This is a genomic window from Streptomyces sp. V1I1 (genome assembly GCF_030817355.1).
Taxonomy (GTDB): domain Bacteria; phylum Actinomycetota; class Actinomycetes; order Streptomycetales; family Streptomycetaceae; genus Streptomyces.
This window is the reverse complement of sequence record NZ_JAUSZH010000001.1, coordinates 5,094,636-5,120,526: the sequence shown is the minus strand read 5'-3', so window position 1 is coordinate 5,120,526 and position 25,891 is coordinate 5,094,636. Positions and strand designations below refer to the sequence as shown.

The following is a 25,891-nucleotide window of genomic DNA, read 5'->3' as shown; positions in this document are numbered from 1 at the left end:
TGCGGGAGTCAGCCGGCGCGGCGGGCGGCCGCGCGCCGGCGCACCACGACGGTGCCCGCGCCCGCGACCAGGGCGAGCGCGGCGGCCGATCCGGCGAGGGCGGCAGTGGTGCCGGACTCGTTCCCGGCAGGCTGCTCACCGGCGTTCACGCCGCCCCGGGGCGCGGCTGAGCGCCGCTCCGAGACCTGATCCGGGGCCGGTGCGGGGGTGCCCCTGTCCCCGGCGGCCACGCCGCCGCGCGGCGCGGCCGAAGGCCCGCGGTCCCGAGGGGCCGTGACGGTGTCGCCGCCCTCGGAGGGCGCCGGCGTCCGCTCGGTCGCCCGCGGCGAGGGCGTGGTGTCGGCGAAGGCCGTCGTGGACGGGACGATCAGCGCGCCGGCCACGGCGGTGGCGAGGGCGAGGGCACGCAGGGACAGACGGTGGGACATGGGACAGCTCCAATTCCAGCTCGGCCTTGGTGGTGATGGCGACAGGCTGGCGCGAAGTTATGAAGAAGCTGTCAGAACGCTGTGGTCATGGCATCAGCGTCGTCATCGCATCGGGGTCGTCACCGCATCCGGGTCATCACCGCATCCGGGCTATCACCGCGTCGAAGTCGTCATCCCATTTCCCGTCAGGGCCCCACCAGGGCCCGCGGCCGGTATCCGCAGCGTGAAGACCGAGCCCTGCCCCTCCGTGCTCTCCACGTGTGCCGTGCCGCCGTGCGCCTCCGCGAGTTTGCGGACGATCGCGAGCCCCAAACCGCTGCCGCCGGTGCGCCGGCTGCGGGATTTCTCGGCCCGCCAGAAGCGGTCGAAGACGTACGCAAGGTCCTCGGCCGGTATGCCACTGCCCGTGTCGGCGACGTCGACGACCACCTCACAACCGGCCGCTGAGCCATACGCGCGAAGGGTGACGCCGCCGCCGGGCGGGGTGTGGCGTACCGCGTTGGAGACCAGGTTGCCGACGGCCTGCCGCAGCCGGACCGGATCGGCTCTCAGCGCGGGGGCGGGGACCTGGCCCTCTGGCGGCCCCGCCGGCGCCGTCAGCGTGACGCCCGCGGTCTCGGCGAGGTTCTGGTGGGCCGCGGCGACCTGTCCGAGGAGCTCCTCGATCCGGACCGGCTCGGGGTGCAGACGCAGCGCGCCCGCGTCCGCCTGGGCCAGGTCCTGGAGGTCGCCGATGATGTGCTGCAACTGCATCGCCTCCTCCAGCAGGGAGGAGACGAAGGCGGGGTCCGGGTCGGCGAGGCCGTCCTGCGCCGCCTCCAGCCAGCCGCGGATATTGCTGAGCGGGGTGCGCAGTTCATGGGCGACGTCGCTGACCATCGCCTTGCGCTGTTCCTCCAGGCGCGCCCGGTGCGCCGACATGTCGTTGAAGGCAGCGGCCAGCCGTCCGATCTCGTTGTCCGCGGTGACCGGGACCGGGGAGGACTCCTGGCCGTCCTTCATCCGCTGGGCCGCGCCGGTGAGCGCGTGCAGCGGCCGGACGAGCCGGGTGGCGGCGAGCACGGACGCGCCCACCGTGAGGGCCAGTACGAGCGCCGCCGCGCCCGCGATCCGGGCGGTGTTGGCCGGGGACAGGTCGAAGCCGGGGACGGTCGCACTGTCGGCATCGCCGATGAACAGCAGCGCGGGCGAGGCGACATGGGAGCTGAGCTGTTCGCGGCGCGCGGCCGATACGCAGGAGGCGACGGCCCGGTCGTTGTCACTGGGGCCGCGGACGGTCGGCGCGCTCTGCGCGCTCGGCGCGGGCTTCGTCGTCCAGGACAGGTCCGGATTCAGCTGTACGTGCGCGAGTTCCTGGCGGTCCAGGCAGGCGTTCGCCAGCTGATTGAGGGCGGTGAGCGCCTTCTTCTCGGTGGCGGTCGGCGCGTCCAGGGCGTCGGTCGCGCACCTGGTGCCCTCGATGCGCCCGACTCCGTTGCCCACGATCTGGATGCGCGGACGTCCGCTGGGGCTTACGACGACGTCCGAGGCGATGCCGTACTGGCGCAGGCACTCCACGCCGCGGTCCGCGCTCTCGCGCAATCGGTCCCGCTCCGCCGCCGGCAGCCGGAACGGCCCGACGGCGCGCGGGTCGATGCGGTCCGCCGCGGCACCGGAACTCTGCTGACCCGCCGACGCGAGAGCGGTGTCCGCGGAGAGCGGGTCGACGATCGCCGAGGCCTGGGGCGGCAGCGCGGGCGGTGAGGACTGGGTGGCGGAGTCGGCGAGGAGCTGCCGCTGCGGGGTGGTCAGAGCGATCCGCCGGCCGGTCTGCCTCGCCAGGTCGCGTACGGTCCCGTCGACGCCGTCCCACCGCAGGTGGGTCGCCGCATGGCCGAGCAGGGTCTGGTAGATCCGGGCGTCGTCGGCGAGGTTCTGCCCTTGCTCCTGTTTGATCGCACCGGAGGTGGTCTGCACGGCCAGCCACGCGGTGGCGGCCACCGAGCAGGCGGCGACCAGCGCGGACACGGCGAGCAGTCGGCCGAGCAGGCTCTTGCGCAGCGGCAGCCGCTTGCCCTGCCTAAGACGAGGCACGGGTCGTGCTCCTCGCGGGATCGGTCAGTTTGTAGCCGACGCCGAAGACCGTGAGCAGGCGGGCCGGGCTCCGGGGGGCCTGCTCGATCTTCTTGCGCAGGTTCATGATGTGGACGTCGACGGTGCGGTTGCTGATGTACCGGTCGAAGCCGTGCAACTCCTCCAGCAGCCGCTGCCGGGTGAAGACCCGGTCCGGCTCGGCGGCCATCGCGGCGAGGATGCGGAACTCACCGGGCGTGCAGTCGATGTGGCCGCCGTCGACGGTCACCTCGTGCCGGTCCGGGTCGACGACGAGCGTGCCCACCGACAGGGCGGCGACGGCGGCCGGGCCCACGCCGCCGGAGAGGCGGGTGCGGCGCAGCAGCGTGCGGACCCGGGCCATCAACTCCCGTGGGCTGTACGGCTTGGTCATGTAGTCGTCCGCGCCGAGGTCCAGGCCCAGCAGCAGATCGTCCTCCGTGCTGCGGGCCGTCAGCATCAGCACCGGCAGCTCCCGGGCCTCGGCCCGCAGCACGCGCAGCACATCCAGGCCGTCGGCCCGCGGCATCATCACATCGAGGACGAGCAGGTCGGGCGCTTTGTGCCGGACGGATTCAATGGCGGCGCGGCCGTCCGGTACGAGCGTGACGGCATGGCCCTCCCGTTCCAGATAACGGCGGACCAGTTCGGCCTGCTTCTCGTCGTCCTCCGCGACCATGACGTATGCGCACACGCGGCCGATCGTAAGCAGTTCTGCGGCCCCACGGGTCAGGATCCGTGGGGCCGCAGGTACTGGCAGGCCAACCGCTACAGGTTTCCGCGCTTCTCCTGCTCACGCTCGATCGCTTCGAAGAGCGCCTTGAAGTTGCCCTTGCCGAAGCCCATCGAACCGTGCCGCTCGATCATCTCGAAGAAGACCGTCGGCCGGTCCTGCACGGGCTTGGTGAAGATCTGCAGCAGATAGCCGTCCTCGTCGCGGTCGACGAGGATCTTCAGCTCGCGCAGCGTCTCGACGGGCACGCGGGTCTCGCCCGCCCACTCGCCGAGCGTGTCGTAGTACGAGTCGGGCGTGTCCAGGAACTGAACTCCCGCCGCGCGCATGAACCGTACCGTCGCGACGATGTCGTTGGTGGCGAGCGCGATGTGCTGGACACCGGCCCCGCCGTAGAACTCCAGGTACTCGTCGATCTGCGACTTCTTCTTCGCGATCGCCGGCTCGTTGATCGGGAACTTCACCTTCAGCGTGCCGTCGGCGACGACCTTCGACATCAGTGCGGAGTACTCGGTGGCGATGTCGTCGCCCACGAACTCCTTCATGTTGGTGAAGCCCATGACCTTGTTGTAGAAGGCCACCCACTCGTTCATCCTGCCGAGTTCGACATTGCCGACGCAGTGGTCGATAGCCTGGAAGGTGCGCTTGGCGGGCGGCTCGACGATCGGGGCGGCGGCGGCGAAGCCCGGCAGGTACGGACCGTCGTAGCCGGAGCGGTCGACCAGCGTGTGCCGGGTCTTGCCGTACGTCGCGATCGCGGCCAGCACCACAGTGCCGTGCTCGTCCTTGATCTCGTACGGCTCGGTGATGCCGCGGGCGCCGTGCTCGGTGGCGTACGCGTACGCGGCCCGCGCGTCCGGCACCTCGATGGCCAGGTCGACGACGCCGTCACCGTGCTCGGCGACATGCTCGGCGAGGAAGCGGCCCCAGTCGGTGGACTGCTTGATGACGGAGGTGAAGACGAAGCGCGCGGCGCCGTTGGTCAGCACGTAACTCGCGGTCTCGCGGCTGCCGTTCTCCGGTCCGGCGTACGCGACCAGCTTCATGCCGAAGGCAGTGGAGTAGTAGTGCGCGGCCTGCTTGGCGTTGCCGACGGCGAAGACGACCGCGTCCATTCCCTTCACCGGGAAGGGGTCTGCCTTGCGCGCGGTGTCCGGGGTGTGATCGATGGTCTCAGTCATGACCGCAGACTCCCTCCGATCCACAAGGTGCGCAATAGTTTGAGTTTCCCCTGGGCAATCTGCCTAGCGTATGAGCACTATGAAGGGGCTATCTGTACAGGATGACCATTCGGGAGACATCCATGGCGATCGATCATCTGGACGGCCGGCTCATCGTTCTGCTGGCGCGCGAGCCGCGGATAGGGGTGCTCGAGGCGTCCCGCCGCCTCGGTGTGGCCCGCGGCACCGTGCAGGCCCGTCTGGACCGCCTTCAGTCAAATGGCGTCATCCGCGGTTTCGGCCCGGACGTCGATCCGGCGGCGCTCGGCTACCCCGTCACCGCCTTCGCGACGCTGGAGATCAAGCAGGGACAAGGCCCGGACGTACGCGCCCATTTGGACGGCGTCCCCGAGGTGCTGGAGCTGCACACCACCACCGGTCACGGTGACATGCTCTGCCGGCTCGTCGCCCGTTCCAACGCCGATCTTCAACGTGTGATCGACCGGGTTGTCGGTTTTGATGGCATCGTGCGGGCGTCCACGGCGATCGTCATGGAGAATCCGGTCCCCCTGCGGATCATTCCGCTGGTGGAGCAGGCTGCGGAGGACGACGAAGTCTGAGGTGAAGCGGCGTGAGCTTCTGGGACTATCTCGCGGGTCACCACCAACAGCTGCTCACCGACGCCTTCCAGCAGGCCAGCGCCGTCTTCCAGTGCATGGTCATCGCCACCCTGCTGGGCATCCTGATCGCGCTGCTCACCTACCGCAGCACCTGGGGCGGGAATCTGGCCATCACCTCCACGGCGGCCTTCCTCACCATCCCCTCCCTCGCCCTGATCGGTCTGCTGATCCCGATGGTGGGCCTGGGCGTGCCGCCCACGGTGATCGCCCTGACGCTGTACGGGCTGCTGCCCATCGTCCGTAACGCCATCGTGGGGCTGCGCGGCGTGGACCCCTCCCTGGTGGATGCCGCCAAGGGCATCGGGATGTCCCGGACCGCCCGACTGGCCGAAGCCGTGGATCGAGGCAGCGGACCTCAGCGACTGGACCCTGCGGCTGACTCCGGAGCTCACCGATGAGCTGAACGAGAAGATGCACCAACTCATCGAGAGCTACCGGGAGTTGGAAGTGGAAACCGGCACACAGGACTCCGCCCAGGTCCGCTTCCATCTGCACGCCTTCCCGCGCGCCACCGACTGAGGGGATCACCGCACATGCACTCCGACATACATCTCCAGCTGCATGCGCTGCGGGCCGCGGAACTGCGGGCCGAGGCCGCCATGTACCGCCGGCCGCGGAAGGACCTCCGTACGCAACTGGGCTGGACGCTCATCGAGTTGGGCCTGCGCCTGGTGCGACAGCAGCCGCCCGCACGGACCGCGCGCATCGCATGAGCGCGGCGGGCTCGTCGCCGGAGCGGACGTGCCTGCCGCGGGACGGTTCGCCGGGACGTGCCTGCCGCGGGACGGTTCGCCGGGACGTGCCTGCCCGGGGCCCGCCTCGCCGGCGCGGACGCCAGACGTGGGCTCCGTCAGCAGCTCGGGACCTTGCCGCCCTTCTCCAGCGCCCGAAGGGACGCCACCGCGTCCTTCAGGGCCGTGACCGGGATCAGCCGCAACCCTTTGGGGAGTTCGGCCTGCGCGTCGGAGCACTCGCCCTCGGGCACGAGGAAGACGCTCGCGCCGTCCCGCTTCGCCGCCTGGGTCTTCAGGGACACTCCGCCGACCGCGCCCACCTTGCCGTCGGCGCTGATCGTTCCCGTACCGGCGACACTGCGGCCGCCGGTGAGATCCCCGCCCGCCCCGTCCCCGTCGAGCTTGTCGACGATGCCGAGCGAGAAGAGCAGCCCGGCGCTGGGCCCGCCGACGTCGGCGAGGTGCAGGGTGACCTTCACCTTCGCCGGGTCCTTGCCGAGGTAGGAGAGCGCGGCGTGGGTGGCGAAGGCCTGCGACTGCTGCATGTCCTTGAGGTTGTGCCGGGCGACTTCCTCGTCGGACTTGCCGGCTGGATAGACGGAGTCGCGCGGGAGCACCGCACGGTCCGTCCTGAACCACGCGCCGGCCACATCCCCGAGGTCGACGTCGGCGGACGGCCCGGTCGCGACGATGGTCGTCATCAGCAGCTCACCCTTGGTTGTGCGGGTGGGCGCGCCGGTGATCGTGATGACGGGTGTGCCCTTGTCATCGCCCAGGACGTTCGCGGTCGAGCCGGGCTGCGCCACGGCGTACGGCAGCGGCGCGAGCCCGGCGACGGCGAAGAGCGCGACGACGGGGAGGGCGCAGAGGGTGATGGCGCGGGGGCGCGTGAGACTGGAGAGCACGGTGTCAATCTATCGGGCGGGGGTGCTCGCCCCACGGGGCGCCGGGCGCCCCGCGGCACTCCGGACGGACACCGCGCTCCGGCCCCGGCACTCCGGACGGACACCGGCCCCGCGTCAGCGCAGCGCGTCCGCCACCTCGCGGGCCGCGTCGACCACCCGAGGCCCCACCCTCTCCGGGACCGAGTCCGCGAGCATCACCACGCCCACGCTCCCCTCTATCCCCGTCACCCCGACCAACGCCGCGGCCGCGCCACTCGCGCCCGCCTCGAGTTCGCCGTGGGTGAGCGTGTACCCGGGCTCGTTCGACTTGCTCTGGCGGGCCGCGAGGATCGCCTTGCCCGCCGCGCCCCGGTCCAGCGGGTGCCGGAAGCCCGCCCGGTACGCGACGTGGTAGTCCGTCCAGGTCGGCTCGACGACCGCGACCGCGAGGGCCTCCGCGCCGTCGACCAGGGTGAGATGGGCCGTAGCCCCTATGTCCTCCGCGAGCGAGCGCAACGCCGGCATCGCGGCTTCCCGCACCAGCGGGTGCACCTGCCGGCCGAGGCGGAGTACGCCGAGGCCCACCCTGGCGCGGCCGCCGAGGTCGCGGCGGACGAGAGCGTGCTGCTCGAGGGTGGCGAGCAGACGGTAGACGACGGTGCGGTTGACACCGAGTTTGTTGGACAACTCGGTAACGGTCAGCCCGTGGTCCGTGTCGGCGAGCAGCTTGAGGACACGTAGTCCCCGGTCGAGCGTCTGGGAGGTCTCCGCGGTCACGTCGCCCTCTCCTTCGGAGTGAGTGACGGCGGTCCTCTCACGGAAGTTGCGACACCGGTCCCGGTGGCGACGCACCCAGAGGCCGCCGGCAGGCCATGCGCACCGGCTGCGCTCCGCGGCGGCGCTGCCACGGGGCGTGTGCAATGCGGGGACAGTAGCGACCTGGTTCGCTCAGCGGAAGACCTCGTCCAGAATCCGGGCGCGGCAGGGACTCAGGTCCGGACACCGAGGGACTTTAGGTGACAAAAAGCCCTTTAACTACCCATTGCCGCCAGAATCGTTCGATGGGTGTCCGTGGTTGGCGGTCATCTGTACGAGCGGAGCTCACCGCATCCGGGTCGCCCACTCCTGGACCTTCTTGATCCGCTCCCGGATCTGCCCGGCCGTCGCCTCCGCGCTCGGCGGCCCGCCGCACACCCGTCGCAGTTCGGTGTGGATGACCCCATGCGGCTTGCCGCTCTGGTGGACGTACGCCCCGACCATCGTGTTCAGCTGCTTGCGCAGCTCCAGCAGCTCCTTGTGGGAGACCACGGGCCGCCGCTCGGCGGGCAGCTCCAACAGGTCCGCCTCGTCGTCCGGCTTCTTGCGGCTGTGCGCGATCTGCCGTGCCTGCCGCTTCTGCAGCAGCAGTTGCACCTGATCGGGTTCGAGGAGCCCGGGGATGCCGAGGTAGTCCTGCTCCTCCTCGCTGCCGGGGTGCGCCTGCATGCCGAACTCGGCGCCGTCGTACAGCACCCGGTCGAAGACCGCGTCGGATTCGAGGGCTTCGAAGGGCAGCATGTCCTGCTCGCCCGTGTCCTCGTCCTGCTGCTTCTCCGCCTCCGCGAGCTCCCTCTCGGACTCGGCGTACGGGTCTTCGTCCCCGTCCTTCTTCGGCTTGTCGAGTACGTGGTCGCGCTCGACCTCCATCTCGCTTGCAAAGCCGAGGAGGTTGGGGATGGTCGGGAGGAAGACGGACGCGGTCTCGCCGCGGCGCCGGGACCGTACGAAACGGCCCACCGCCTGCGCGAAGAAGAGGGGCGTCGAGATGGTCGTGGCGTACACACCGACCGCGAGGCGCGGCACGTCGACGCCCTCGGAGACCATGCGGACCGCGACCATCCAGCGGTCCTCGTTCTCGCTGAACTCCTCGATCCGCTTGGAGGCGGCGGTCTCGTCGGAGAGCACGACGGTCGCCTTGGTGCCGGTGATCTCGCGGATGAGTTTGGCGTACGCACGGGCGGAGTCCTGGTCGGACGCGATGACGAGACCGCCGGCGTCCGGGATGCCTTTCCTGACCTCGGTCAGCCGTTTGTCGGCGGCGCGCAGCACGTTCGGCATCCAGTCGCCGCGCGGGTCGAGCGCGGTGCGCCAGGCCTGCGAGATGGCGTCCTTGGTCATCGGCTCGCCGAGGCGGGCGGCGATCTCGTCGCCCGCCTTGGTGCGCCAGCGCATGTTGCCGCTGTAGCTGAGGAAAATCACCGGGCGGACGACCCCGTCGCCCAGCGCATTTCCGTATCCGTACGTGTAGTCGGCGGCGGACCGTCGGATCCCGTCGTTGCCCTCCTCGTACTGGACGAAGGGGATCGGGTTGGTGTCGGACCGGAAGGGCGTACCGGTGAGCGCGAGGCGGCGGGTCGCCGGGTCGAAGGCCTCCAGGCAGGCCTCGCCCCAGGACTTGGAGTCACCGGCGTGGTGGATCTCGTCGAGGATGACGAGGGTCTTGCGCTGCTCGCAGCGATTGCGGTGCAGCATGGGCCGTACGCCGACGCCCGCGTAGGTGACGGCGACGCCGTGGTACTCCTTGCTCAGCGGCCCGGCGCTGTACTCCGGATCGAGCTTGATCCCAATCCGCGCGGCCGCGGCGGCCCACTGCTTCTTGAGGTGCTCGGTGGGCGCGACGACGGTGACCTGCTGGACGACGTGATGGTGCAGCAGCCAGGAGGCGAGGGTGAGCGCGAAGGTGGTCTTGCCGGCACCGGGGGTGGCGACGGCGAGGAAGTCGCGTGGCTGCTCCTGGAGATACCGCTCCATGGCGCCTTGCTGCCAGGCACGAAGCTTGTTGGCGGTACCCCAGGGGGCGCGCCCGGGGAAGGCGGGTGAGAGGTGGTGGGAGGCGGTAGTAGTCACGGTCTCCGGTTCACGGGCTCGGGTACACGTCGGTCGGTACGACAACCGGGCCACCCTACCGGTGGGACAGTCGCACCCCACGGCAGACGAGGCGAGGCGGGCCTCGTTGAGACCCGCCTCACAGTGCGCGTCGTTGAGACCCGCCTCACAGGGCGCGGGTCTTGGGCGCACCTCACCCTCACCCCGCCCGACCTCACCGCGTCCGCAGCCTCGTCCCCACCCACGCCCCCACCAGCGCCACCCCCGCCATCGGCAGGAACACCGCGGCGAACGCCCCCGGGTGCGAGCCCGACGCCCCCGACGCGACGTGCGCCGCCCCCACCGCTCCCCCGCCCAGCGCCGCGAACGCCGCACCACCCGCGGCCAGCAGCAGCACGTTCGACAGCCCGTCCGAGATCTGCAGTGCCGCCGAATTCGCGCCCGCCTCCTCCGGCGCCGACAGCTTCAGCAGCAGCACGCTCGTCGACGCGATCACCATCCCCATGCCGAAGCAGCCCACGCCCCACGCGACCCCCACGATCCACACCGGAACCCACGCGATGAGCACGCTCGGCGCCGTCGCGATCGCCGCCGCGACCAGCACCATCCCCAGCGCCATCAGCCGTTCCCGGTACGGCTCGACCCGCGGCCGGGACTGTACGTACGAGCCCAGCGTCCACGTCGCCCCGCCCACCGCCAGCGAAAGCCCGGCCATCGTCGGCGACAGCCCGCGCTGGGTGACCAGCATCAGCGGTACGAACGACTCCGCCGCGATGAAGGATCCGGCCGCGATGCCCCGTAGCAGTACGACGGAAGGCAGCCCCCGCACCGCCCGGTACGTCCCCCGCGGCAGCAGCCCGAGCACGGCCGGCACCAGCAGCGCCGCGCCCGCCGCCGCCGGGACCAGCGAGAGCCAGTTCAGGTCCTGCCCCGCGCGTACTGCAGCAGACCCGCGCCCAGCGAGATGCCCAGCGCCAGCCGGATCCGGCGCCCGTCGAACGGCTGCGGCGGCGCGCCGGGATCCGCGGGCCCGGACGCCATCCGCCGGATCGCCGGCAGCGCGAGCGCGAGCGGGAAGACGACCAGCGCCGGGATGCCGATGAACACCCAGCGCCAGCCGAGGTGTTCGGTGACCGTCCCGGACGCGAGCGGCCCCACGACCGACGGGATCACCCAGCTCGCGGCGAAGGCCGCCATGATCGCGGGCCGCAGCCGCTCCGAGTACGCGCGGCTGACGACCACGTACAGCGCCACGATCACCAGCCCGCCGCCGAGCCCCTGGACGGCCCGCCCGATGATGAAGAGCCACATCGTGCCCGCGGTCCCGGACATCAGCAGCCCCGCGCCGAAGGCCGAAATCCCGGTGGCGAGCGGTCGGAGCGGCCCGTCCCGGTCGGCCCACTGCCCGGAGAGCACCATCGCGAAGAGGCTGGTGGTGAAGTACGCGGAGAAGGCGAAGGCGTACAGCTCAATGCCGTGCAGCTCGCGCGCGGCGACCGGCATCGCGGTGCCGACGGCGGTCGCCTCGAAGGCGATCAGCACGACGACGGAGACGATGCCGACACTGAGCGCGCGATGCGTCCTGCCGAGGACGCCCTGGCCATCGGGCACCGCGTCTGTGTCATCGGTCGGCGGCGTGACCTCGGCGTCACGGGGTTCGAGGGCGGTCATGAGCCTCAGAGTAAGGGGCGTGACCCTGGATGGACCCTGTCTCTGGGCCGGGCCCCCCTGGTCCCTTGGTCGTACGACCGTGAACCGTGAACGCCGTATGGCAGTCGCATTGCGTCCCGAGCGGAACCCTTGAGCGGTGCCCCGGCCCCGCCTACGGTCGAGGCATTGGATGCACACGGCCGTGTGCCCGAGTGGTTGAGGGACTCGCCTGCAAAGCGAGTTACGCCGGTTCGATTCCGGTCACGGCCTCTGCGTACGTACGGCAACGGCCGCCCCCATGGCGTGGGGGCGGCCGCTGCCGTACCCGGCTCCAGCGTTCCGGGTCCGCCCGCGCCGCAGGCCCAGGGCGCCGCACACGCGCGTACTCGCCCGTCATGCACGTACTCGCCGGTTATGCGCGTGCTCCCTGAAAGTCCGTGTCCCACGTGGTGACGAGATCGTGCACACCCGGTCTGTCGCCGTCGACCGGGGTGCAGTTCACGTACTGCCTCACGGAGAGGCTCTTGGCCGTGGGCCACCAGGAGAGATTGAGCGAGTCCTCGGTCTCCGGATCCTTGAACCGCACGTTCACCCTTGCGACACCGTCCTTGCTGCCCGGCTTGTCGTAGACAACCTCCCAGCCGTCCGCGCGCATCCGCTCCCGCATCCGCCGGGCCGCGGACCTGGCGTCGGCCTCGGGGACATCCTTGATCTGCCACCGGTGCTCCATGCCGAGACCGTTCAGCTCCTCCTTGAGACTCCAGGTCGTGGTGTAACAGCCGGTGGACTGGATGTCGTTGACCTGGACTTCGCCCGCCAGGCCCAGTCCGTCGTACACACTCTGCGAACGCGCATCGAGCCGCTGCCTGGCCTCCGAGAGAGAGACCGCGGGATCCCGGTCGGAACCTGCTCCGCCCCCCAGCACCTGGCACCCACTGAGCGCCCACACGCCCAGAAGTGCCCCCACCAGCGCCAGCGCCTTGCGTCCGACCATCGCCATCATGGCTGCGACGCTACGGAGCCGGGGAATCCCGGGCGAGAGAGCTCCCACTCAACCTTCCGCGCGGGGATGCTCTTGCGTACGCCGTCCAGCCCCTGCTAGGCCGCGTTTGCTGGTTGTGATTGATGCGGGTGTGGTGTGCGGGCCGTCCGTTACCCGTCGTACCCGACCGGACCGGGCACAGGATGTCGGGTCCGGCAGGGTGCGTCCTTCCTAACGTGAGTGATCGAAAGGGAAGGAGGCCGGGGTGCTGGAGCGGCTGAACCAGGCCATGGAGCACATCGAGTGCCACCTTGATCAGCGGATCGAGGTGTCCGACCTGGCGCGGATCGTGGTGACGTCGGAGTACCACTTCCGGCGGCTGTTCTCCGCGCTGGCAGGGATTCCGCTGTCGGAGTACATCCGGCGCAGGCGGCTGACGGTCGCGGGTGCCGAGGTGCTGGCCGGACAGCGGACGCTGCTGGAGGTCGCGGTGCGTTACGGCTACACCTCGGGGGAGGCGTTCGCGCGTGCGTTCCGCGTCATGCACGGCGTCGGTCCCGGCGAGGCCAGGAGGGCCGGTGCGAGTCTGCAGTCCCAGCCACGGATGTCCTTCCGCCTCATCGTCGAAGGGAGCAGCAGCATGCGGTACAGGGTCGTGGAGAAGGAGGAGTTCCGTGTGGTCGGCAGGAAGGCGCGCGTCCCCCTCGTGCACGAGGGGGTGAACCCGGCCATCGCCGCCTTCATCCGGGACATCGGCCAGGAGACGCTGCAGCGCATCCAGAGCCTGTCCGATCAGGTGCCGGAGGGGATCGTCTCGGTGAGTGACAATCTGGACGACAGCCGCGCCGAGGGAACCGAACTCGACTACTACCACGGCGTGGTGACCCGCGCCGCCGTGCCCGAGGACATGGACGCGCTCACCGTCCCGGCCGGGACGTGGGCCGTCTTCGAGAGCTCCGGGCCGTTTCCGCAGGCGCTCCAGTACCTGTGGCGGGATGTGTTCACGCAGTGGTTCCCCTCCAATCCGTACTGGAGCCGGCCGGGGCCCGAGATCCTGCGCACCCGGCTGTCGCAGGACGCGGCACAGGCGGACGCGGAGCTGTGGATCCCCGTGGAGCGGACTGCGGTCTGAGCGGCAGCGCGCCGCGGCCCCGTGCCGCCGCGCGCTGGGCTTCGAGGCCGGCGAGCCCTTGCCGGCCGTAGGCCGGAATGACGGTGTCCGGCTGATCTCCGACGCCCTCAGTCCTAGCTCTCCGGCCAGTCGCCGTAGCGAGTGAACGTCTCGGAACCGGTCTTGCCCTTGAACCACTTGACGGTGACGGTGTCCCCGCCGCCGTACGTGAGGTCCCCGCCACGGTCCTCTTCCTTGACCGGCTTGCCACCCCGCTCACAGAGCATCGCGATCCTGTACTTCCTCTCGGGCTCTTCGACCTTCCGGATTCCCCGGCACTCGAGTCCGCCGGAAACGAAGATGACCGAGATCTTGTTCGGCTCGTCGGTGTCCGCGCTCTCCTTCAGCCCGAGAACCCCACCGCCGGAGTCCGACCTCCACATACCCGCCATGCCGGTCCCAGTGGGCTCTGTGCCGATGCCGCCGGACCCCGCCTCGCTCGGAGTTGCGCTGGACCCGGCCGTCGGCTGCTCGCTCTCGGGCACGCTTATGGACGGGCTCACGCTGACCTGTGAACTCCTCCCGGCAGAAGCCTTGTTGTCATCGTCATCGCCGCCCGACGTGGCGAACCAGACGGCACCACCGATGACTGCGACCGCCGCGACTGCCGCAGCGATGATCAAAGGGGTCTTACGGCCACCGGAGGGTGCCGGCGGAGGAGGCGGATAAGTCCCGTACGGCGAAGGCTGCTGGCCGTACGACCCGTAGGGCGTGCCGTACCGCGGATACTGGTTCGGCAGGGGCTGGTTCGGCGGCGCCTGGTTCGGCGGATACTGCGGAGTCTGAGGCGGCTGCGCCGGCGGCGGAGGCGGAACCGGTGGCACCCCGGGCCGCGCATCCTGCGGTCCTGGCTGACCGTACTGCCCCGGCCAGTCCTGAGGACCCTGATACGGCGGCTGAGTCATCGGTGCGCACCTCGTTCCGCGGGCATGCCACCCGCACGTGGGGGATGTCGTACGAACCCTGCCGGTTCAGGCGCGGGCCCGGATGAGTATGGATCACTAACTGCCCCGAGCACCCGCACTCATTCAGGTCCTCGGCAGCACCACCCAGCCATCGCCCCTGTTTCCGTACGCAATTGAGTACATCTGCCCTCACTGCCGAGCCCGCCGGGGCAGGAAGGTGACCCACAACTCCTTCCGGGAGGCAGGCAACCCGGCCAAACGTCTGTCGAGCCGCTGAGTAAGCTCCTGATGCTGTTGGGGACACCAAGGGGAATTCGCACATGGAACGAGCGCGCCTTGACGCTCCGCGCGGATCGGCTCGTACTACCTGATCACGCGCCTCGATCCAACCGGCCACGGCTCCCCTCCCGCCCCCGAGCGGCGCTTCATCGCGCGCAGCGCGGACGGCGATCGTACGGTCCTGGTGAGCGCTCCCCTTGAAGGCGTCGACCCCGCGCGCTTCCTCGTCGAGGCCGACGCGGCCCGCCGTCTGCTGGGCCCCTGGGTCTCCCCCGTCTCCGAAGTCGCGCCCCCGTCCACGGCACCCTGGTACGCCTCCCCCTACCTCCCCGCGCTGCCACTCCCCGTAGCCCTGGCCGTCCACGGCGGCCCGCTGCCCGAGCGCATGGTGCGGGCTCTGGGCGCGGCCCTGGCCGAGACGCTTGCGGGCGCACACGCCACTGGGATCACGCATGCGGGCCTGTCCCCCGCGGCCGTGCTCCTGGCCGGGGACGGCCCGCGCCTGACGTGCTTCGGCACGGTACGCGCGGCGGCCCCGGACGGCGAACAGCGCACCGGCCTCCCGGGCCTCGAGCCGGGCAGCCTTGCCCCGGAACAAGCCTCGGGCGGCCGCCCACGCCCGCCGGGCGACATCTACGCACTGGGCGCGGTCCTCGCGTACGCCTCCACCGGCCACACGGTCCCGGAACGCTCCGAACTCCCGGACTCGCTGCGGGGGTTGATTTCGGCCTGCCTGACCAGGGACCCGGCGGACCGCCCCACGGCACCCGAGGTCCTGCACGCCCTCCCGCCGTCGTCGCCCGCCCCCACCGGGACGGTGCTGGACTCCACGGCGTCACTGCTCACCCCCGGCTGGCTGCCGGGCCGGGTGGTGGCGGCGGTTGCCCGTCAGTCGGCTGAAGTACTCGCCGCGGAGCTCCGCGTCCCTCACTCCCCCAGGATCTGACGGGTGCTTTCTCCTCTGACGTACGACGACCCTGTCCAGCTGGGCGCATACCGCCTGACCGCGCGCCTAGGCAGCGGCGGCATGGGCACGGTGTATCTGGCCCGTTCCGCCGGCGGCCGTACGGTCGCGCTCAAGACGATGCATGCGGGCATCGCCGCAGACGCCGACTTCCGCTCCCGTTTCCGCCTGGAGATCGACGCGGCCCGCATCATCGGTGGCCACCACGGGGCCACGGTCGTCGACGCGGACCCGCTCGGCGAAACCCCCTGGCTGGCAACGGAGTACGTCCTCGGCCCGCCCCTAGACGACGCGGTCACCCTCTCCGGCCCGCTGCCTGAGCCGTCGGTCCGGGCGCTGGGCGCGGCCCTCGCCGGGGCTCTCGCCCAGCTACACGCTTCGGACGTCGTCCGCCGCGACCTGAAGCCCTCTAACGTCATGATCACGGCGTACGGCCCCAAGATCATCGACTTCGGCATCGCGCGAGCGGCGGGCGACGACCGCCTCACTCGCACGGGAGCGGCGGCGGGCACCCCAGCTTTCATGTCGCCCGAGCAGGCCACGGGCCAGGAACACACACCGGCGGGCGACGTCTTCGCACTGGCAGGGGTCCTGACCTACGCGGCAACGGGCCACGGTGCCTTCGGCACGGGCCAGCCGGCGGACCTGCTGTACCGCGTCCGCTACGCAGATCCTGATCTGACCGGTGTCCCCGACAACCTGGTCCCGATCCTGACCCGCTGCCTGTCCAAGGATCCCGGCCGGCGGCTCACCACGTTGGAACTCGCCGCCCAACTCCACGACGGTCAGGGTCAATTCGCCGACCACCTCCCCGACACCCTCCTCGCAGGGATCGCCCGCCGCGCCTCGGACGTCTGGCGTGTCGCGCCCAACCGCCTCCCGACTCCGCCGGACCACGCCCTCGCCGAGGGCATCCAGAACGGCAGCCCACCCGCCATGTCGCGCCGCAAACTCTTGGCCGTGGGTGGCAGTTCCGTACTCGGCCTGGCCGCAGTCGGGACAGGAGCCTGGTCATGGCTCAGGCAGGACAGCACCGATCCAAAGGCAGCACCCACCGCCCCGAGCAGTCCCAAATGGGACTTGATCTGGCAGAGGAAGACCGACTACGGAATCAGCCCTCGAATTCCGTCTGCCCCGCTCCTCCTGGACAACGTGGTCGCTGTGGCGGAGAGCGCCAGCTCCCTGCAGGCCCTGGATCCCAACACAGGCAAGACGAAGTGGTCGGACCCGGCACGACCAGAACCTCGGGCAACGATTCGTCCGCGAAGCCCAGATGGCCCAGGCTGTCACCAGCGAGGGCGTGGCCCGCGTCCTTGACGTTCAGACCGAGAGCGGGCGCCCTTGGATCGCCACCGAGTTCCTGGCCGGCCCGACCCTCGACGATGCCGTCCGCTCACACGGGCCGCTCGACGAGCCGTTGGTACGAGCCCTCGCGGCGGCGCTGGCCCACGCACTCCAGGACATCCACACCGTCGGCCTCGTCCACCGCGACCTGAAGCCCGCCAACATCGTGCTCACCGCAGCAGGTCCCCGCATCATCGACTTCGGCATCGCCCGCCCCGAGCACGGTCTCACGCTCACCACCACCGGCCAGGTCCCGGTGACACCCGGCTATGGCGCCCCCGAGCAGGTACTCGGCCAACGCGTAGGACCGCCCGCCGATGTCTTCCCTTTGGGTGCTGTACTGGTTTATGCGGCGAGTGGACAACGTGCGTATGAGGGTTCACACGTCGCTGCCGTGCAGTACGAGGTCGTCCACAGTGAGCCGGGCCTGGACCGCGTACCGCCCACGCTTCAACCGTTGATCGGTCCGTGCCTCGCCAAAGACCCCTGGTTGCGGCCTACCCCGGACCAAATAGCCCAGTTCTTCGCCCCGCCCCGAGGCTCCGAACGTGCCTGGCTGCGGGGCTCACTCGCACAGGACATCACCACGCGCGAGCGCAGCCTCCACCGGATGACCACGTTGCCAGAGTCGAGCGCACCGCGTTCCGTGTCACGACGCCGTCTGTTGACGACCCTCGCGCTCGGCGGTTCCGTGGTTGCCGCCGGCGGCGGCACGGCCGCATGGTGGAGCTGGAAGGCGGACGGTACCGGGCGGGATCTTTTCGACATCCCTCCGGCCGCGAAGACCCCGAAAGCCCACGTCCTGTCCGCGAAGAAGGGTGACTACGTCCTGGGCGAGACTCCCGATCCGCTCTGGAGCCTCACATCGGTTCTCGGCGATGACTCGCCTGCGCCCCTGCCCGTGCGCGACGTCATTATCGTCGGGTCCCCAAAAGGCGGCATCGCAGCGCGCAGCGTCGTCGACGGCAAACTCCGGTGGTCTGCGCCCGAGGCTGTGGCCGCTCTCCGATACCTGTCACTCTCCGATGAGCTGGTAGCAGCCATCGATCAGAGCGGCACCCTCCTGACCTTCGTCGCGTCGACGGGCGAGCCCAAGTGGACGGCTCCCGCAGACGCCTCCTCCATCCTCGCCGCGGACGACGAAGCGGTGTATGTAGTCACCAAGGACAGTCGTCTGCGCAGCATCGGCCGGTCCGATGCCAAGATCCGCTGGACAGTCCGGGTCGAGGCCGATCTCGGCACGAAGGCCACGTCACGTGGCATCGCAGCACATGGTCGCCTGGTCATCACCACGGCGGACGGAGACATCGTCACCGTCGACACCAGCAGCGGTCGCAAAGTATGGGACCTACGCGAACAATCCGACCACCGAGTAGGCGTTGCCACCTCTGGTCGCTCCCTGTTCGTGACCGGAAAGCGCCTCTACTCTCTCGACATCACTGATGGAAAGGAGCGCTGGGCCGCCGAGAACCCACGTCCACCGGGCGGCGTCCCGGTCTCCTGGGGCCCTCCGACCATCCATGGCACGTACCTGTACGCAGCCGTGCTCGGACTTCCTCTGCGCTTCGGCATCCGCGACGGGAGCCGGGGTGGCTGGGGGTTTGAAGGCCTGTTTGAATGCGACCCCCCCAGCCCACTTGTCGTTCAAGGCCATGGGTTCTGGACAGTTACCGTCAATAAAACAGGAGGGGGAATAAACGTCCTCGACCAGACCAACGAACTCAACCTCTCCTCCTGGGTGTTCCCCATCATCAAGAACACCGACGCCTATTGGCTCGTGGCCGACGCCAATCGCGTCTTCCTCCTGGACGGCAACTCGCTCTCCGCGCTCCCGGTCTTCTGAAGCGGCCGGCCGAGGCCTCGCCGCCGAAGAACCCTCGCACCCCTCCCTAAGGTGCAAGAGAGATCACACCGAGATAGACCGCAGGATCCGGGTCGGAACCTCCTCCGGCCCCAACACCTGGCACCCGCTGAGCGCCCACACGCCCTCTCCCGATCATCGCGTAGACCGAGTTGTCGACGACGGTCGGCGAGGCCCAGGTTTCGAGCGTGCCGTCGTAGCCCTTGTGGGGCTTGACCGCCCAGATTTCCTTGCCGTCGAAGAGGGGGCGCGAGGTCAGGTTCTTGCCGCCGATGTAGACCCGGTCGCCGTGGATGATAGGCGCGGAGACGACCTTGGCGCCGGAGGGGTCCTGCCACACCTTGCGGCCGTCCACCACTTCACGGTCCTGCTGTCCTCGACCCGCAGAGGCGCTCGCCTCGCCCGACGTCTGGCAGTGCAGCAACTGAGCGACTGCGGGAGGCCATTCGAAGCGGCCGACCAGATCGTCGCCGAGCTCGCAGCACGCCGCCCTGCATGGCCGCGTATCCGGTCGGGACTTCCGCCTCAGCCTTACTTCAGCGATTTCGAGACGGTACGTATCGAGGTCACCGACACCCGTGCAGACAGACTGCCCCGGACTCCCGAACCCTCGGAGCCCGAGGCCGAGTCGGGGCGCGGACCTGCACATGCAATGCGCGTCACACTGTTACGAGTTGGGGACTGCCACCGCCGCCTGAGGCCTGATCGGCAGCCGGTTGATCGGGCGGCCCGTTGCCGCCCGCACCGCCGACGCGACCGCCGCCGGGGAAGTGACCACCGGGGCCGCGCTCGCCGGCTTTGCTCCGAAGGGGGCCACCACGTCGCGTTCCTCGACCAGTTTGACGATGCGAATGTCCGGGGCGTCCAAGGATGTCGGGAGTGCGTAGCCCGTCAGGTCCGGGTGGCGGACCAGGCCGCGGGCCGTGCGGAGGTTTTCGGTGAGGGCCGTTCCCACGCCCTGGGTGACGCCGGCCTCGATGCGGGCGGTCAGTTGGGCCGGGTTCAGGACGCGGCCGACGTCCTGGGCCACCGCCATTTCGACCACGCGGATCGAACCCAACTCGATGTCTACGTCGACCACCGCGCGGATCGCGCAGAAGGCCAGGCCCACGAAAGCGTCGCCCTGGCCGGACTCGTCGAGGGGCTCCGTGGGGTGGGGGCGGCACTGGGCCGTTGCCCAGAGTTCCTTGCCGTCCATCGCCTCCGTCACCGTCGTCGACAGCACGCCGTCGTACGACGTGATCTTGCCGTCGGTGATCTGGAGGAGTTCGGTGGACATGCCGAACTTGTGGGCCAGGGGCTGGAGCAGTTGCGTACGGACCATCTTCGAGGCGCGTTCGACCGCGCCGCCCGAGACCCAGGTGTGGCGACCGTGGGCCGCCGGGCCCGCCGGGGGCTGGTCCGTGTCGACCGAGGCCACGTGGACCTCTTCGATGCCCAGCGTCTCCTGGACGATCTGGCGGGCCAGGGTCGAGAAGCCCTGGCCGGTCTCCACCGCCGCGCAGATCACCGTCGCGATGCCGTCGTGGACCTTGACCGTTGCCGTGGAGACTTCGTCGGCGCCTTCCGCCCCCAGCATGTGGACCATGCCCAGCGCATAGCCGACTCCGCGGCGGATGGCGCCGGGTTCGCCCGCGCCCTCCGGGCCGCCGGGGAGCAGCCAGTCGTTCTCGGGGCTGTCCTTGGGGAGGGACGGGAGCGGGAAGTCCCGTACCGAGCGGAGGAGTTCCGCGACAGGCGCGGGGCAGGTGACTGTCTGGCCCGTGGGGAGGATGTCACCGGTCGCGAGCACGTTGCGCAGCCGCAGTTCGGTGGGGTCGACACCCAACTTCGCGGACAGCTTGTCCATTTGGGCTTCGTAGGCCGCGCACACCTGCATCGCTCCCTCGCCTCGCACATGGCCCGAGGGAGGGTTGTTCGTACGGACCGCCCAGCCCTCGATGAAGGCGTGCGGGACGACGTACGGACCGCAGGCGAACGCGACCGCGGCCGCGAGCGACTCGGAGGACGCGTCGGCGTACGCGCCCGCGTCAAGCAGCAGTTGGGCCTCGACCTTGATCAGGTGGCCCTCGGTGTCCGCGTGGTGGCGGTAGCGCAGCAGCGTCGGATGGCGGTGTGCGTGGCCGAGGAAGGACTCCTCGCGGGTCGCCGTCAGCTTGACCGGGCAGCCGGTCTTCAACGCCAGTAGGCCGAGCGGGAGTTGGAAGCCGGGGTCCTCGCGGTCGCCCGTCGCGCCCGGGACGCCCGTGACCACGACCTTCACCCGGTCCGGCTCCAGGCCGAAGCACGCGGCGGCCAGGTCGCGGTCGGTGTGCGGGTCGGTGGAGGCGACGTACAGCTCCACGCCGCCGTCGGGGCGCGGGACGGCCAGGCCGGCCTCGGCGCCGATCGGGGCCGGGTCCTGGCGGCCGATGCGGTAGAGGCCCTCGACGATCACCTCGCCCGTCACATCCGGGTCGCCGTAGCGCAGCGGGATGTGGCGGATCAGATTGCCGTCGGGGTGCAGGGGCTCGGCGGCGAATGCCTTCTCGGGGTCGGTGACCGGGTCGAGCACGTCGTACTCGACGGCGATCGCCGCCGCCGCGAGGCGGGCCGTGTCGGGGTGGTCCGCGGCGACCGCCGCGATCGCCTCGCCGTGGTGGCGTACGAGTTCGGAGGCGAAGACGGGGCGGTCGGCGATCCGCCTGCCGTACGACGAATCGCCCGGAATGTCCTCATGGGTGACCACGGCTCGTACGCCGGGCATCTCCAGCGCCGCCGAGGTGTCGATCGAGCCGATACGCGCGTGCGGGTGCGGGGAGCGCAGGATCGCCGCCCACAGCAGGCCCTCGGCCCACAGATCGGAGGCGTACGGAAATGTGCCCTCGGTCTTGGCGCGGGCGTCGGCCGGCGGGAGGGACGCGCCGAGGCCGAGGGCGGGAGGCTCCGTCTGGGGGCCGTCGACCGTCCTGGGCGTCGTCGTGGTGGCCGCGTCGTTGCTCACGCCATGCCTCCGTCGTGCGGGTGGAGCTGCACACTACCCGCGCCGGGGGGCGCCTGGTGCGGAATGCGCGCTTCCTCACTCGCTTCGGCGGCGGTCGCGGTACTCGCCGCGCGCTCGGCGACCACTTCGCGTACGGCGTCGAGGACGCCTCGGTAGCCGGAGCAGCGGCAGAGGTTGCCGCAGAGCGCCTGGCGGGTCTCGAGCTCGGTGGGGGCGTGATTGCCCTCGAGCAGGTCGTGGAGGGTCATGGCCATGCCGGGGATACAGAAGCCGCACTGGACCGCGCCACAGCCCGCCAGGGCTCGCTGGACGTCCGAGGGTTCGCCGTCGGTGGCGAGGCCCTCGACCGTACGGACCTCGGAGCCGGCGGCGGTCGCCGCCGGGACCAGGCAGGAGGCGACGAGACGACCGTCGACCTGGACGTTGCACGCGCCGCACTCGCCCTGCGAGCAGCCGTCCTTGGCACCGGCGAGGCCGAGGCGCTCGCGCAGTACGTAGAGGAGGGACTCGCCGATCCAGGCGTCGGTGACGGGGCGGTCGGTGCCGTTGACGCGCAGGACGTAGGAGGTCGGCGGGTGTTCGTCGCTGCCCGTGGAGGAGGTGGGGGCGGGCGCCTCAGCAGCGGCGGCGGCCTCGTCGGGGCTCGCCACCGCCTCGGCCTCGACCGCTTCCGGCTCCGGTACGGGCCCCCGCTCCGGTACGGGCCCCGACTGCGCGGGTTCCGGCTCCTCGGCCACCGCGGCGGGCTCCGGCTCCGGAGACGGAGCCGTCGCCCAGGGCGCGGCCGCTCCGCCCGGCAGCGTCGCCGGGGGCTCCTGCCCGGTCGCCCACGGGGCCGTCGCCCCGCCCGGCAGAGTCGCGGGCGGGGTCGTCGTACCCCAGTGGGACGCCAGCGAAGACGTCGTGAACTCGCCGGACTCGTCGGGCAGATCGCCGTCCGCCACCGGAATCGTCCACTGGCCGGTCAACTCGGAGGCGGGCGCGGGCGCGACCGGCGCCCCGGCCGGCTCGGCGCCCGTGAAGGTCCACTGTCCCGTGGCATGCGGGTCGACATGCTGCTCGGTGCCCGCGGGCTCCGGCCACCGCACCGCCGGCTCCCCCGTCGCCTGCTGCGCGGCCCAGCCGCCCGTCGCCGGATCGGCCGCGGAGGCCGGGGTCAGGGGCGTGATCGTCGGCGGTACGTAGCCGTGTCCGGGCGCTTCGAGCGGCGCCGCGTCCGCGCCCTCGGACGGCAGCTGCAGAAACGCGGTGGCCTCGGCGTCGTACTCACCGCCCTGAGGCGTGGGCTGCCAGCCCCCCTGCTCCGGCGGGCGTCCCTGCGGGTTCTCCTCGTTGCTCACGACAGCGCCCTCCCCAGTGCACGTCGGGCCAGCGCGGCGACGGTCCGCCGCACATGCAGTACGGCGGGCGGCAGCACGGCCTGTTCCTCGCCCTGCGCGGCCGGGGCCGGATCCGGGATGCACGCCGCCGCGACGTACTCACCGAAGGCCGCCAGCGCCTCGCTGGCGAGGCCGCGCTCGCCGTCCCAGTCGATCAGTGACGCGATCCACCGCTCCGCCTCCAGCGGCCGCAGCGGCATCGGCGCGATCGCGCCCACCGCGCAGCGCACGCCGCGTCGCGCCGGGTCGAGGACGACGGCGACGGATGCGGTGGCGCGGCCGGGTCCGGTGCGGCCGGTGGCCTTCAGGAAGACCTGTGGGGCGTGCAGGAGGGGTACTCGTACGAAGCCGATGAGCTCGGCGGGGGCGAGCATCTCCCGGCCTGCCAGGAGGTGCGAGACGGGAATCTCGCGGCGCGTGCCGCCGGGTCCCGCGATCACCAGGTCCGCCTCCAGGGCAGCCAGCACAGGCAGGGTGTCGCCGGTCGGGGCGGCCGTGGCGATGTTGCCGCCGAGGGTGCCCGCGTTTCGGATCTGGGGCGGGCCCGCGGCGCGCGCGGACGCGGCCAGCGCGGGGATGAGGGCCGCGAAGTCGGGCCGTCCCATCCGGGCGTGGGTGAGTCCGGCGCCGAGCAGCGCGTGTCCGTCCTGGTAGCGCCAGCCGCGGATTTCGCTGATGCGGCCGAGGCCGACGAGGCCGGCCGGGCGGAGTTGACCCTTGTTGACGGCGGCCATGAGGTCCGTGCCGCCCGCGACGGGCACGGCGGCGGGCATGGCGGTCAGCGCCGCCACGGCCTCGTCGAGCGAAGCCGGCAGCGTCACCGACTGCCCCGTCTGCGGTGCGTGCGTGGTCACCCAGCTGCCCCTTCCCGGTGTCCCGGCTGTCCCGCCTGTGTTGCCGTACCGTACGTGCTCACAGCCCGGACGTGGCAACTCTGGCACATCTTCCGAGCCGACCGGCGAGAGGGTCCGCGAAGGGCAGATCCGTACCGGATATACCGGCTCGCGACGTTGGTCCGGTTTGCAACATCCTCGCCGCCACATGCGGATTGCCACTTTTCGGCGATCCTTGTGCGGCTTATTCCTTGCGGCTTTACACGGTCCCAGGGTCACGGTCGCGGGAGATACGTCTTTGAGCCGGGCTCACACGTTTGGGGGCGCACCCTCGATCGGGCGTCCGATCACACCCGGTCGCTTCTGCCACGGCAACGGGCCGCCGGGCGGCCGGTAGTCGACACCGAGCGCGTCAAGGCGCTTGTAGTGGGCGGTCATTCGCCGCTCGAAATCCGCGAAGTCGCGCTCGGCGGGGGCGGGCAGGGCGGACCAGGCGACCTCGGCGAAGGCGGCGAGCCGCGGGAAGACCTGGTAGTCGACGCGGGAACGGTCCTGCATCACCTCGGTCCAGACATTGGCCTGGGTGCCGAGGATGTGCGCGGCGGCCTCGGGCGAGAGGGCCGGGGGCACGGGCTCGAAGCGGTAGACGTCCTCGAGGGTGCGTACGTATCCGATGGGCATCGGCTCCTGGGCGCCGCCGTGCTGGCGGTGGTCCAAGTACACGTGCTGCTCGGGGCACATGACGACGTCGTGACCGGCCTCGGCGGCGGCGATGCCGCCGGCGTATCCACGCCAGGAGGAGACAGCGGCGCCGGGGGCCAGGCCGCCCTCCAGGATCTCGTCCCAGCCGATGAGGCGGCGGCCGCGGTCGGCGAGCCAGGTGTCGAAGTGGCGGATGAACCAGGACTGGAGCTCGTCCTCGTCGGCCAGGCCGAGTTCCTTGATACGCGCCTGGGCGGCCGGGGACGCCTTCCACTGGTCCTTGAGGCACTCGTCGCCGCCGACGTGGATGAACGGTGAGACGGCGGCGGGGAAAAGGCCCAGGAGCTCCTCGAAGACGCCCTCGTAGAAGCGGAGGGTGTTGTCAGTGGGGGCGAGTACGTTCGGGTTGATGCCCCAGTTGTCCCAGACGGAGAGGGTTGTTGTGTCGATGACGTCGGTGTTGCCCAGTTCCGGATACGCGGCGATGGCGGCCTGCGAGTGGCCGGGGATGTCGATCTCGGGGACGACGCTGATATGCCGCTCGGTGGCGTACGCGACGATCTCGCGGATGTCGTCCTGGGTGTAGTAGCCGCCGTGCGGCCTCTCGTCCCAGAGCTCGGAGGCGCGGTGGCCGTATTTGGTGCGTGCCCGCCACGCGCCGATGTCCGTGAGCTTGGGGTAGCGCTTGATCTCGATGCGCCAGCCCTGGTCGTCGGTGAGGTGGAAGTGGAAGACGTTGAGCTTGTGGGCGGCGAGGAGGTCCAGATAGCGCAGGACGTCGTCCTTGGGCAGGAAGTGCCGTGATACGTCGAACATCAGGCCGCGCCAGGGGAAGCGGGGTCCGTCCTCGATGACCTGGTGCGCAATGCCCCGCCAGGCTTCCGGATCGACGCAGGCCCGGCGGTACGCATCGGGGCCGAGGAGCTGACGGAGCGTCTGTGCTCCCCAGAACACCCCGGCCGCGGTGCCGCCCACGATCTCGACACCGGATGCGACCGACAGCCGGTACGCCTCGGGCTCCAGGGACGGATCGATCCGCAGCGTGATGGTGTGCGCGGCTCCCGCCACCCCCGGTGGGAGTTCGCGTCCCAGAGCGCTGCCGAGGGTCGTACGCAGCCAGCGGGCGACGCCCTCGGTGCCGGTCGCCGCCGCGAGTGCGGTACCGGTACCGAGCACGAAGGGGGTGCGGTACGGGCCCTCGACGGCGCGCGGCGCGGGGATCAGATCCGTAAGGCTCGTTGCCGTAAGGCTCATGGGCGTAAG

The 25,891-nt window shown here is 70.7% G+C and carries 20 protein-coding genes, 1 tRNA gene and 3 pseudogenes; 9 read left to right on the top strand and 15 right to left on the bottom strand.

From position 1 onward, the window contains the following. Positions 1 to 8: 8 nt before the first annotated feature. The 4 genes from QFZ67_RS24030 to hppD all read right to left on the bottom strand — a co-directional run bounded on the left by QFZ67_RS24030 (position 9) and on the right by hppD (position 4,433). Positions 9 to 428 (bottom strand): hypothetical protein, encoded by a 420-nt coding sequence (locus QFZ67_RS24030; protein WP_307663135.1) that lies wholly within the window; start codon positions 426 to 428, stop codon positions 9 to 11. A gap of 153 nt (positions 429 to 581) precedes the next feature. Beyond that, the gene (locus QFZ67_RS24025; protein ID WP_307663134.1) at positions 582 to 2,501 is read right to left on the bottom strand and encodes a cell wall metabolism sensor histidine kinase WalK; all 1,920 of its coding nucleotides are present in this window, start codon (positions 2,499 to 2,501) and stop codon (positions 582 to 584) included. Next, the gene (locus tag QFZ67_RS24020; RefSeq protein WP_307665947.1) at positions 2,488 to 3,198 is read right to left on the bottom strand and encodes a response regulator transcription factor; all 711 of its coding nucleotides are present in this window, start codon (positions 3,196 to 3,198) and stop codon (positions 2,488 to 2,490) included. Before QFZ67_RS24020 ends, QFZ67_RS24025 begins: the two co-directional genes overlap by 14 nt. Positions 3,199 to 3,287: 89 nt before the next feature. Next, a complete protein-coding gene (gene hppD / locus QFZ67_RS24015; RefSeq protein WP_307663133.1) occupies positions 3,288 to 4,433 on the bottom strand; it encodes a 4-hydroxyphenylpyruvate dioxygenase in 1,146 nt (381 codons plus the stop codon). 122 nt (positions 4,434 to 4,555) lie between these two features. On the opposite strand from hppD, the gene QFZ67_RS24010 reads away from it, so the two are divergent. The 3 genes and pseudogenes from QFZ67_RS24010 (at position 4,556) to QFZ67_RS24000 (ending at position 5,805) form a co-directional block, all read left to right on the top strand. After that, positions 4,556 to 5,032: an Lrp/AsnC family transcriptional regulator gene (locus QFZ67_RS24010; RefSeq protein WP_307663132.1), complete on the top strand. Its 477-nt coding sequence runs from the start codon at positions 4,556 to 4,558 to the stop codon at positions 5,030 to 5,032. Positions 5,033 to 5,043: 11 nt separating this feature from the next. Beyond that, a pseudogene (locus QFZ67_RS24005) lies at positions 5,044 to 5,418 on the top strand (ABC transporter permease); the annotation flags it as partial. A gap of 207 nt (positions 5,419 to 5,625) precedes the next feature. After that, positions 5,626 to 5,805: a hypothetical protein gene (locus tag QFZ67_RS24000; protein WP_307663131.1), complete on the top strand. Its 180-nt coding sequence runs from the start codon at positions 5,626 to 5,628 to the stop codon at positions 5,803 to 5,805. 137 nt (positions 5,806 to 5,942) lie between these two features. On the opposite strand, the gene QFZ67_RS23995 is transcribed toward QFZ67_RS24000, so the two are convergent. The 4 genes and pseudogenes from QFZ67_RS23995 to QFZ67_RS23980 all read right to left on the bottom strand — a co-directional run bounded on the left by QFZ67_RS23995 (position 5,943) and on the right by QFZ67_RS23980 (position 11,246). Beyond that, positions 5,943 to 6,731, bottom strand: coding sequence for a S16 family serine protease (locus QFZ67_RS23995; RefSeq protein ID WP_307663130.1), 789 nt, complete (start codon positions 6,729 to 6,731; stop codon positions 5,943 to 5,945). 114 nt (positions 6,732 to 6,845) lie between these two features. After that, positions 6,846 to 7,487, bottom strand: coding sequence for an IclR family transcriptional regulator (locus QFZ67_RS23990; RefSeq protein ID WP_307663129.1), 642 nt, complete (start codon positions 7,485 to 7,487; stop codon positions 6,846 to 6,848). 324 nt (positions 7,488 to 7,811) lie between these two features. Further along, a complete protein-coding gene (locus QFZ67_RS23985) occupies positions 7,812 to 9,596 on the bottom strand; it encodes a DEAD/DEAH box helicase (protein ID WP_307663128.1) in 1,785 nt (594 codons plus the stop codon). 193 nt (positions 9,597 to 9,789) lie between these two features. Continuing rightward, a pseudogene (locus QFZ67_RS23980) lies at positions 9,790 to 11,246 on the bottom strand (MFS transporter). A 177-nt stretch (positions 11,247 to 11,423) separates the two neighbouring features. Between QFZ67_RS23980 and QFZ67_RS23975 the strand changes: the two are divergent. Then, positions 11,424 to 11,495 (top strand) — tRNA-Cys (locus QFZ67_RS23975). A 142-nt stretch (positions 11,496 to 11,637) separates the two neighbouring features. On the opposite strand, the gene QFZ67_RS23970 is transcribed toward QFZ67_RS23975, so the two are convergent. Next, on the bottom strand, positions 11,638 to 12,228 hold the full coding sequence (locus QFZ67_RS23970) for a hypothetical protein (protein WP_307663127.1): 591 nt from the start codon (positions 12,226 to 12,228) through the stop codon (positions 11,638 to 11,640). Positions 12,229 to 12,472: 244 nt separating this feature from the next. On the opposite strand from QFZ67_RS23970, the gene QFZ67_RS23965 reads away from it, so the two are divergent. Further along, positions 12,473 to 13,339: an AraC family transcriptional regulator gene (locus QFZ67_RS23965; protein WP_307663126.1), complete on the top strand. Its 867-nt coding sequence runs from the start codon at positions 12,473 to 12,475 to the stop codon at positions 13,337 to 13,339. A 113-nt stretch (positions 13,340 to 13,452) separates the two neighbouring features. On the opposite strand, the gene QFZ67_RS23960 is transcribed toward QFZ67_RS23965, so the two are convergent. Then, positions 13,453 to 13,881, bottom strand: coding sequence for a hypothetical protein (locus QFZ67_RS23960; protein ID WP_307663125.1), 429 nt, complete (start codon positions 13,879 to 13,881; stop codon positions 13,453 to 13,455). A gap of 865 nt (positions 13,882 to 14,746) precedes the next feature. On the opposite strand from QFZ67_RS23960, the gene QFZ67_RS23955 reads away from it, so the two are divergent. Genes QFZ67_RS23955 through QFZ67_RS23945 form a run of 3 tightly spaced genes read left to right on the top strand, consistent with a single transcriptional unit; the run spans position 14,747 to position 18,713 of the window. After that, a complete protein-coding gene (locus tag QFZ67_RS23955) occupies positions 14,747 to 15,508 on the top strand; it encodes a serine/threonine protein kinase (protein WP_307663124.1) in 762 nt (253 codons plus the stop codon). 3 nt (positions 15,509 to 15,511) lie between these two features. Next, positions 15,512 to 16,843 carry a serine/threonine-protein kinase gene (locus QFZ67_RS23950; RefSeq protein WP_307663123.1) on the top strand — a complete coding sequence of 444 codons (1,332 nt, stop codon included), beginning with the start codon at positions 15,512 to 15,514 and terminating at the stop codon, positions 16,841 to 16,843. Then, positions 16,800 to 18,713 carry a PQQ-binding-like beta-propeller repeat protein gene (locus QFZ67_RS23945; protein ID WP_307663122.1) on the top strand — a complete coding sequence of 638 codons (1,914 nt, stop codon included), beginning with the start codon at positions 16,800 to 16,802 and terminating at the stop codon, positions 18,711 to 18,713. The genes QFZ67_RS23950 and QFZ67_RS23945 overlap by 44 nt, the downstream gene beginning before the upstream one ends. A 46-nt stretch (positions 18,714 to 18,759) precedes the next feature. On the opposite strand, the gene QFZ67_RS23940 is transcribed toward QFZ67_RS23945, so the two are convergent. Continuing rightward, a complete protein-coding gene (locus tag QFZ67_RS23940; protein WP_307666130.1) occupies positions 18,760 to 19,086 on the bottom strand; it encodes a PQQ-binding-like beta-propeller repeat protein in 327 nt (108 codons plus the stop codon). On the opposite strand from QFZ67_RS23940, the pseudogene QFZ67_RS23935 reads away from it, so the two are divergent. Further along, positions 19,063 to 19,371, top strand: a pseudogene (locus QFZ67_RS23935) (ATP-binding protein); the annotation flags it as partial. The gene QFZ67_RS23940 and the pseudogene QFZ67_RS23935 overlap by 24 nt on opposite strands. 27 nt (positions 19,372 to 19,398) lie before the next feature. Here QFZ67_RS23935 and QFZ67_RS23930 read toward each other — a convergent pair. From QFZ67_RS23930 to QFZ67_RS23915, 4 genes are all read right to left on the bottom strand, one after another. Next, on the bottom strand, positions 19,399 to 21,714 hold the full coding sequence (locus tag QFZ67_RS23930; RefSeq protein ID WP_307663121.1) for a xanthine dehydrogenase family protein molybdopterin-binding subunit: 2,316 nt from the start codon (positions 21,712 to 21,714) through the stop codon (positions 19,399 to 19,401). Next, positions 21,711 to 23,054, bottom strand: a complete 1,344-nt coding sequence (locus tag QFZ67_RS23925; protein WP_307663120.1) for a 2Fe-2S iron-sulfur cluster-binding protein — start codon at positions 23,052 to 23,054, stop codon at positions 21,711 to 21,713. Before QFZ67_RS23925 ends, QFZ67_RS23930 begins: the two co-directional genes overlap by 4 nt. Continuing rightward, the gene (locus QFZ67_RS23920; RefSeq protein WP_307663119.1) at positions 23,051 to 23,947 is read right to left on the bottom strand and encodes a xanthine dehydrogenase family protein subunit M; all 897 of its coding nucleotides are present in this window, start codon (positions 23,945 to 23,947) and stop codon (positions 23,051 to 23,053) included. The genes QFZ67_RS23925 and QFZ67_RS23920 overlap by 4 nt, the downstream gene beginning before the upstream one ends. Before the next feature lie 288 nt (positions 23,948 to 24,235). Continuing rightward, entirely contained in the window at positions 24,236 to 25,882 is a 1,647-nt protein-coding gene (locus QFZ67_RS23915) for a beta-N-acetylhexosaminidase (protein ID WP_307663118.1), read from the bottom strand. Positions 25,883 to 25,891 lie beyond the last annotated feature (9 nt).

Bases quoted from the DNA above. Each gene is read 5' to 3' on its own strand.
- QFZ67_RS24030 (WP_307663135.1), bottom strand. From the start codon at position 428: ATGTCCCACCGTCTGTCCCTGCGTGCCCTCGCCCTCGCCACCGCCGTG.
- QFZ67_RS24020 (WP_307665947.1), bottom strand. From the start codon at position 3,198: ATGGTCGCGGAGGACGACGAGAAGCAGGCCGAACTGGTCCGCCGTTAT.
- hppD (WP_307663133.1), bottom strand. From the start codon at position 4,433: ATGACTGAGACCATCGATCACACCCCGGACACCGCGCGCAAGGCAGAC.
- QFZ67_RS24010 (WP_307663132.1), top strand. From the start codon at position 4,556: ATGGCGATCGATCATCTGGACGGCCGGCTCATCGTTCTGCTGGCGCGC.
- QFZ67_RS24000 (WP_307663131.1), top strand. From the start codon at position 5,626: ATGCACTCCGACATACATCTCCAGCTGCATGCGCTGCGGGCCGCGGAA.
- QFZ67_RS23970 (WP_307663127.1), bottom strand. From the start codon at position 12,228: ATGATGGCGATGGTCGGACGCAAGGCGCTGGCGCTGGTGGGGGCACTT.
- QFZ67_RS23945 (WP_307663122.1), top strand. From the start codon at position 16,800: ATGGCCCAGGCTGTCACCAGCGAGGGCGTGGCCCGCGTCCTTGACGTT.
- QFZ67_RS23915 (WP_307663118.1), bottom strand. From the start codon at position 25,882: ATGAGCCTTACGGCAACGAGCCTTACGGATCTGATCCCCGCGCCGCGC.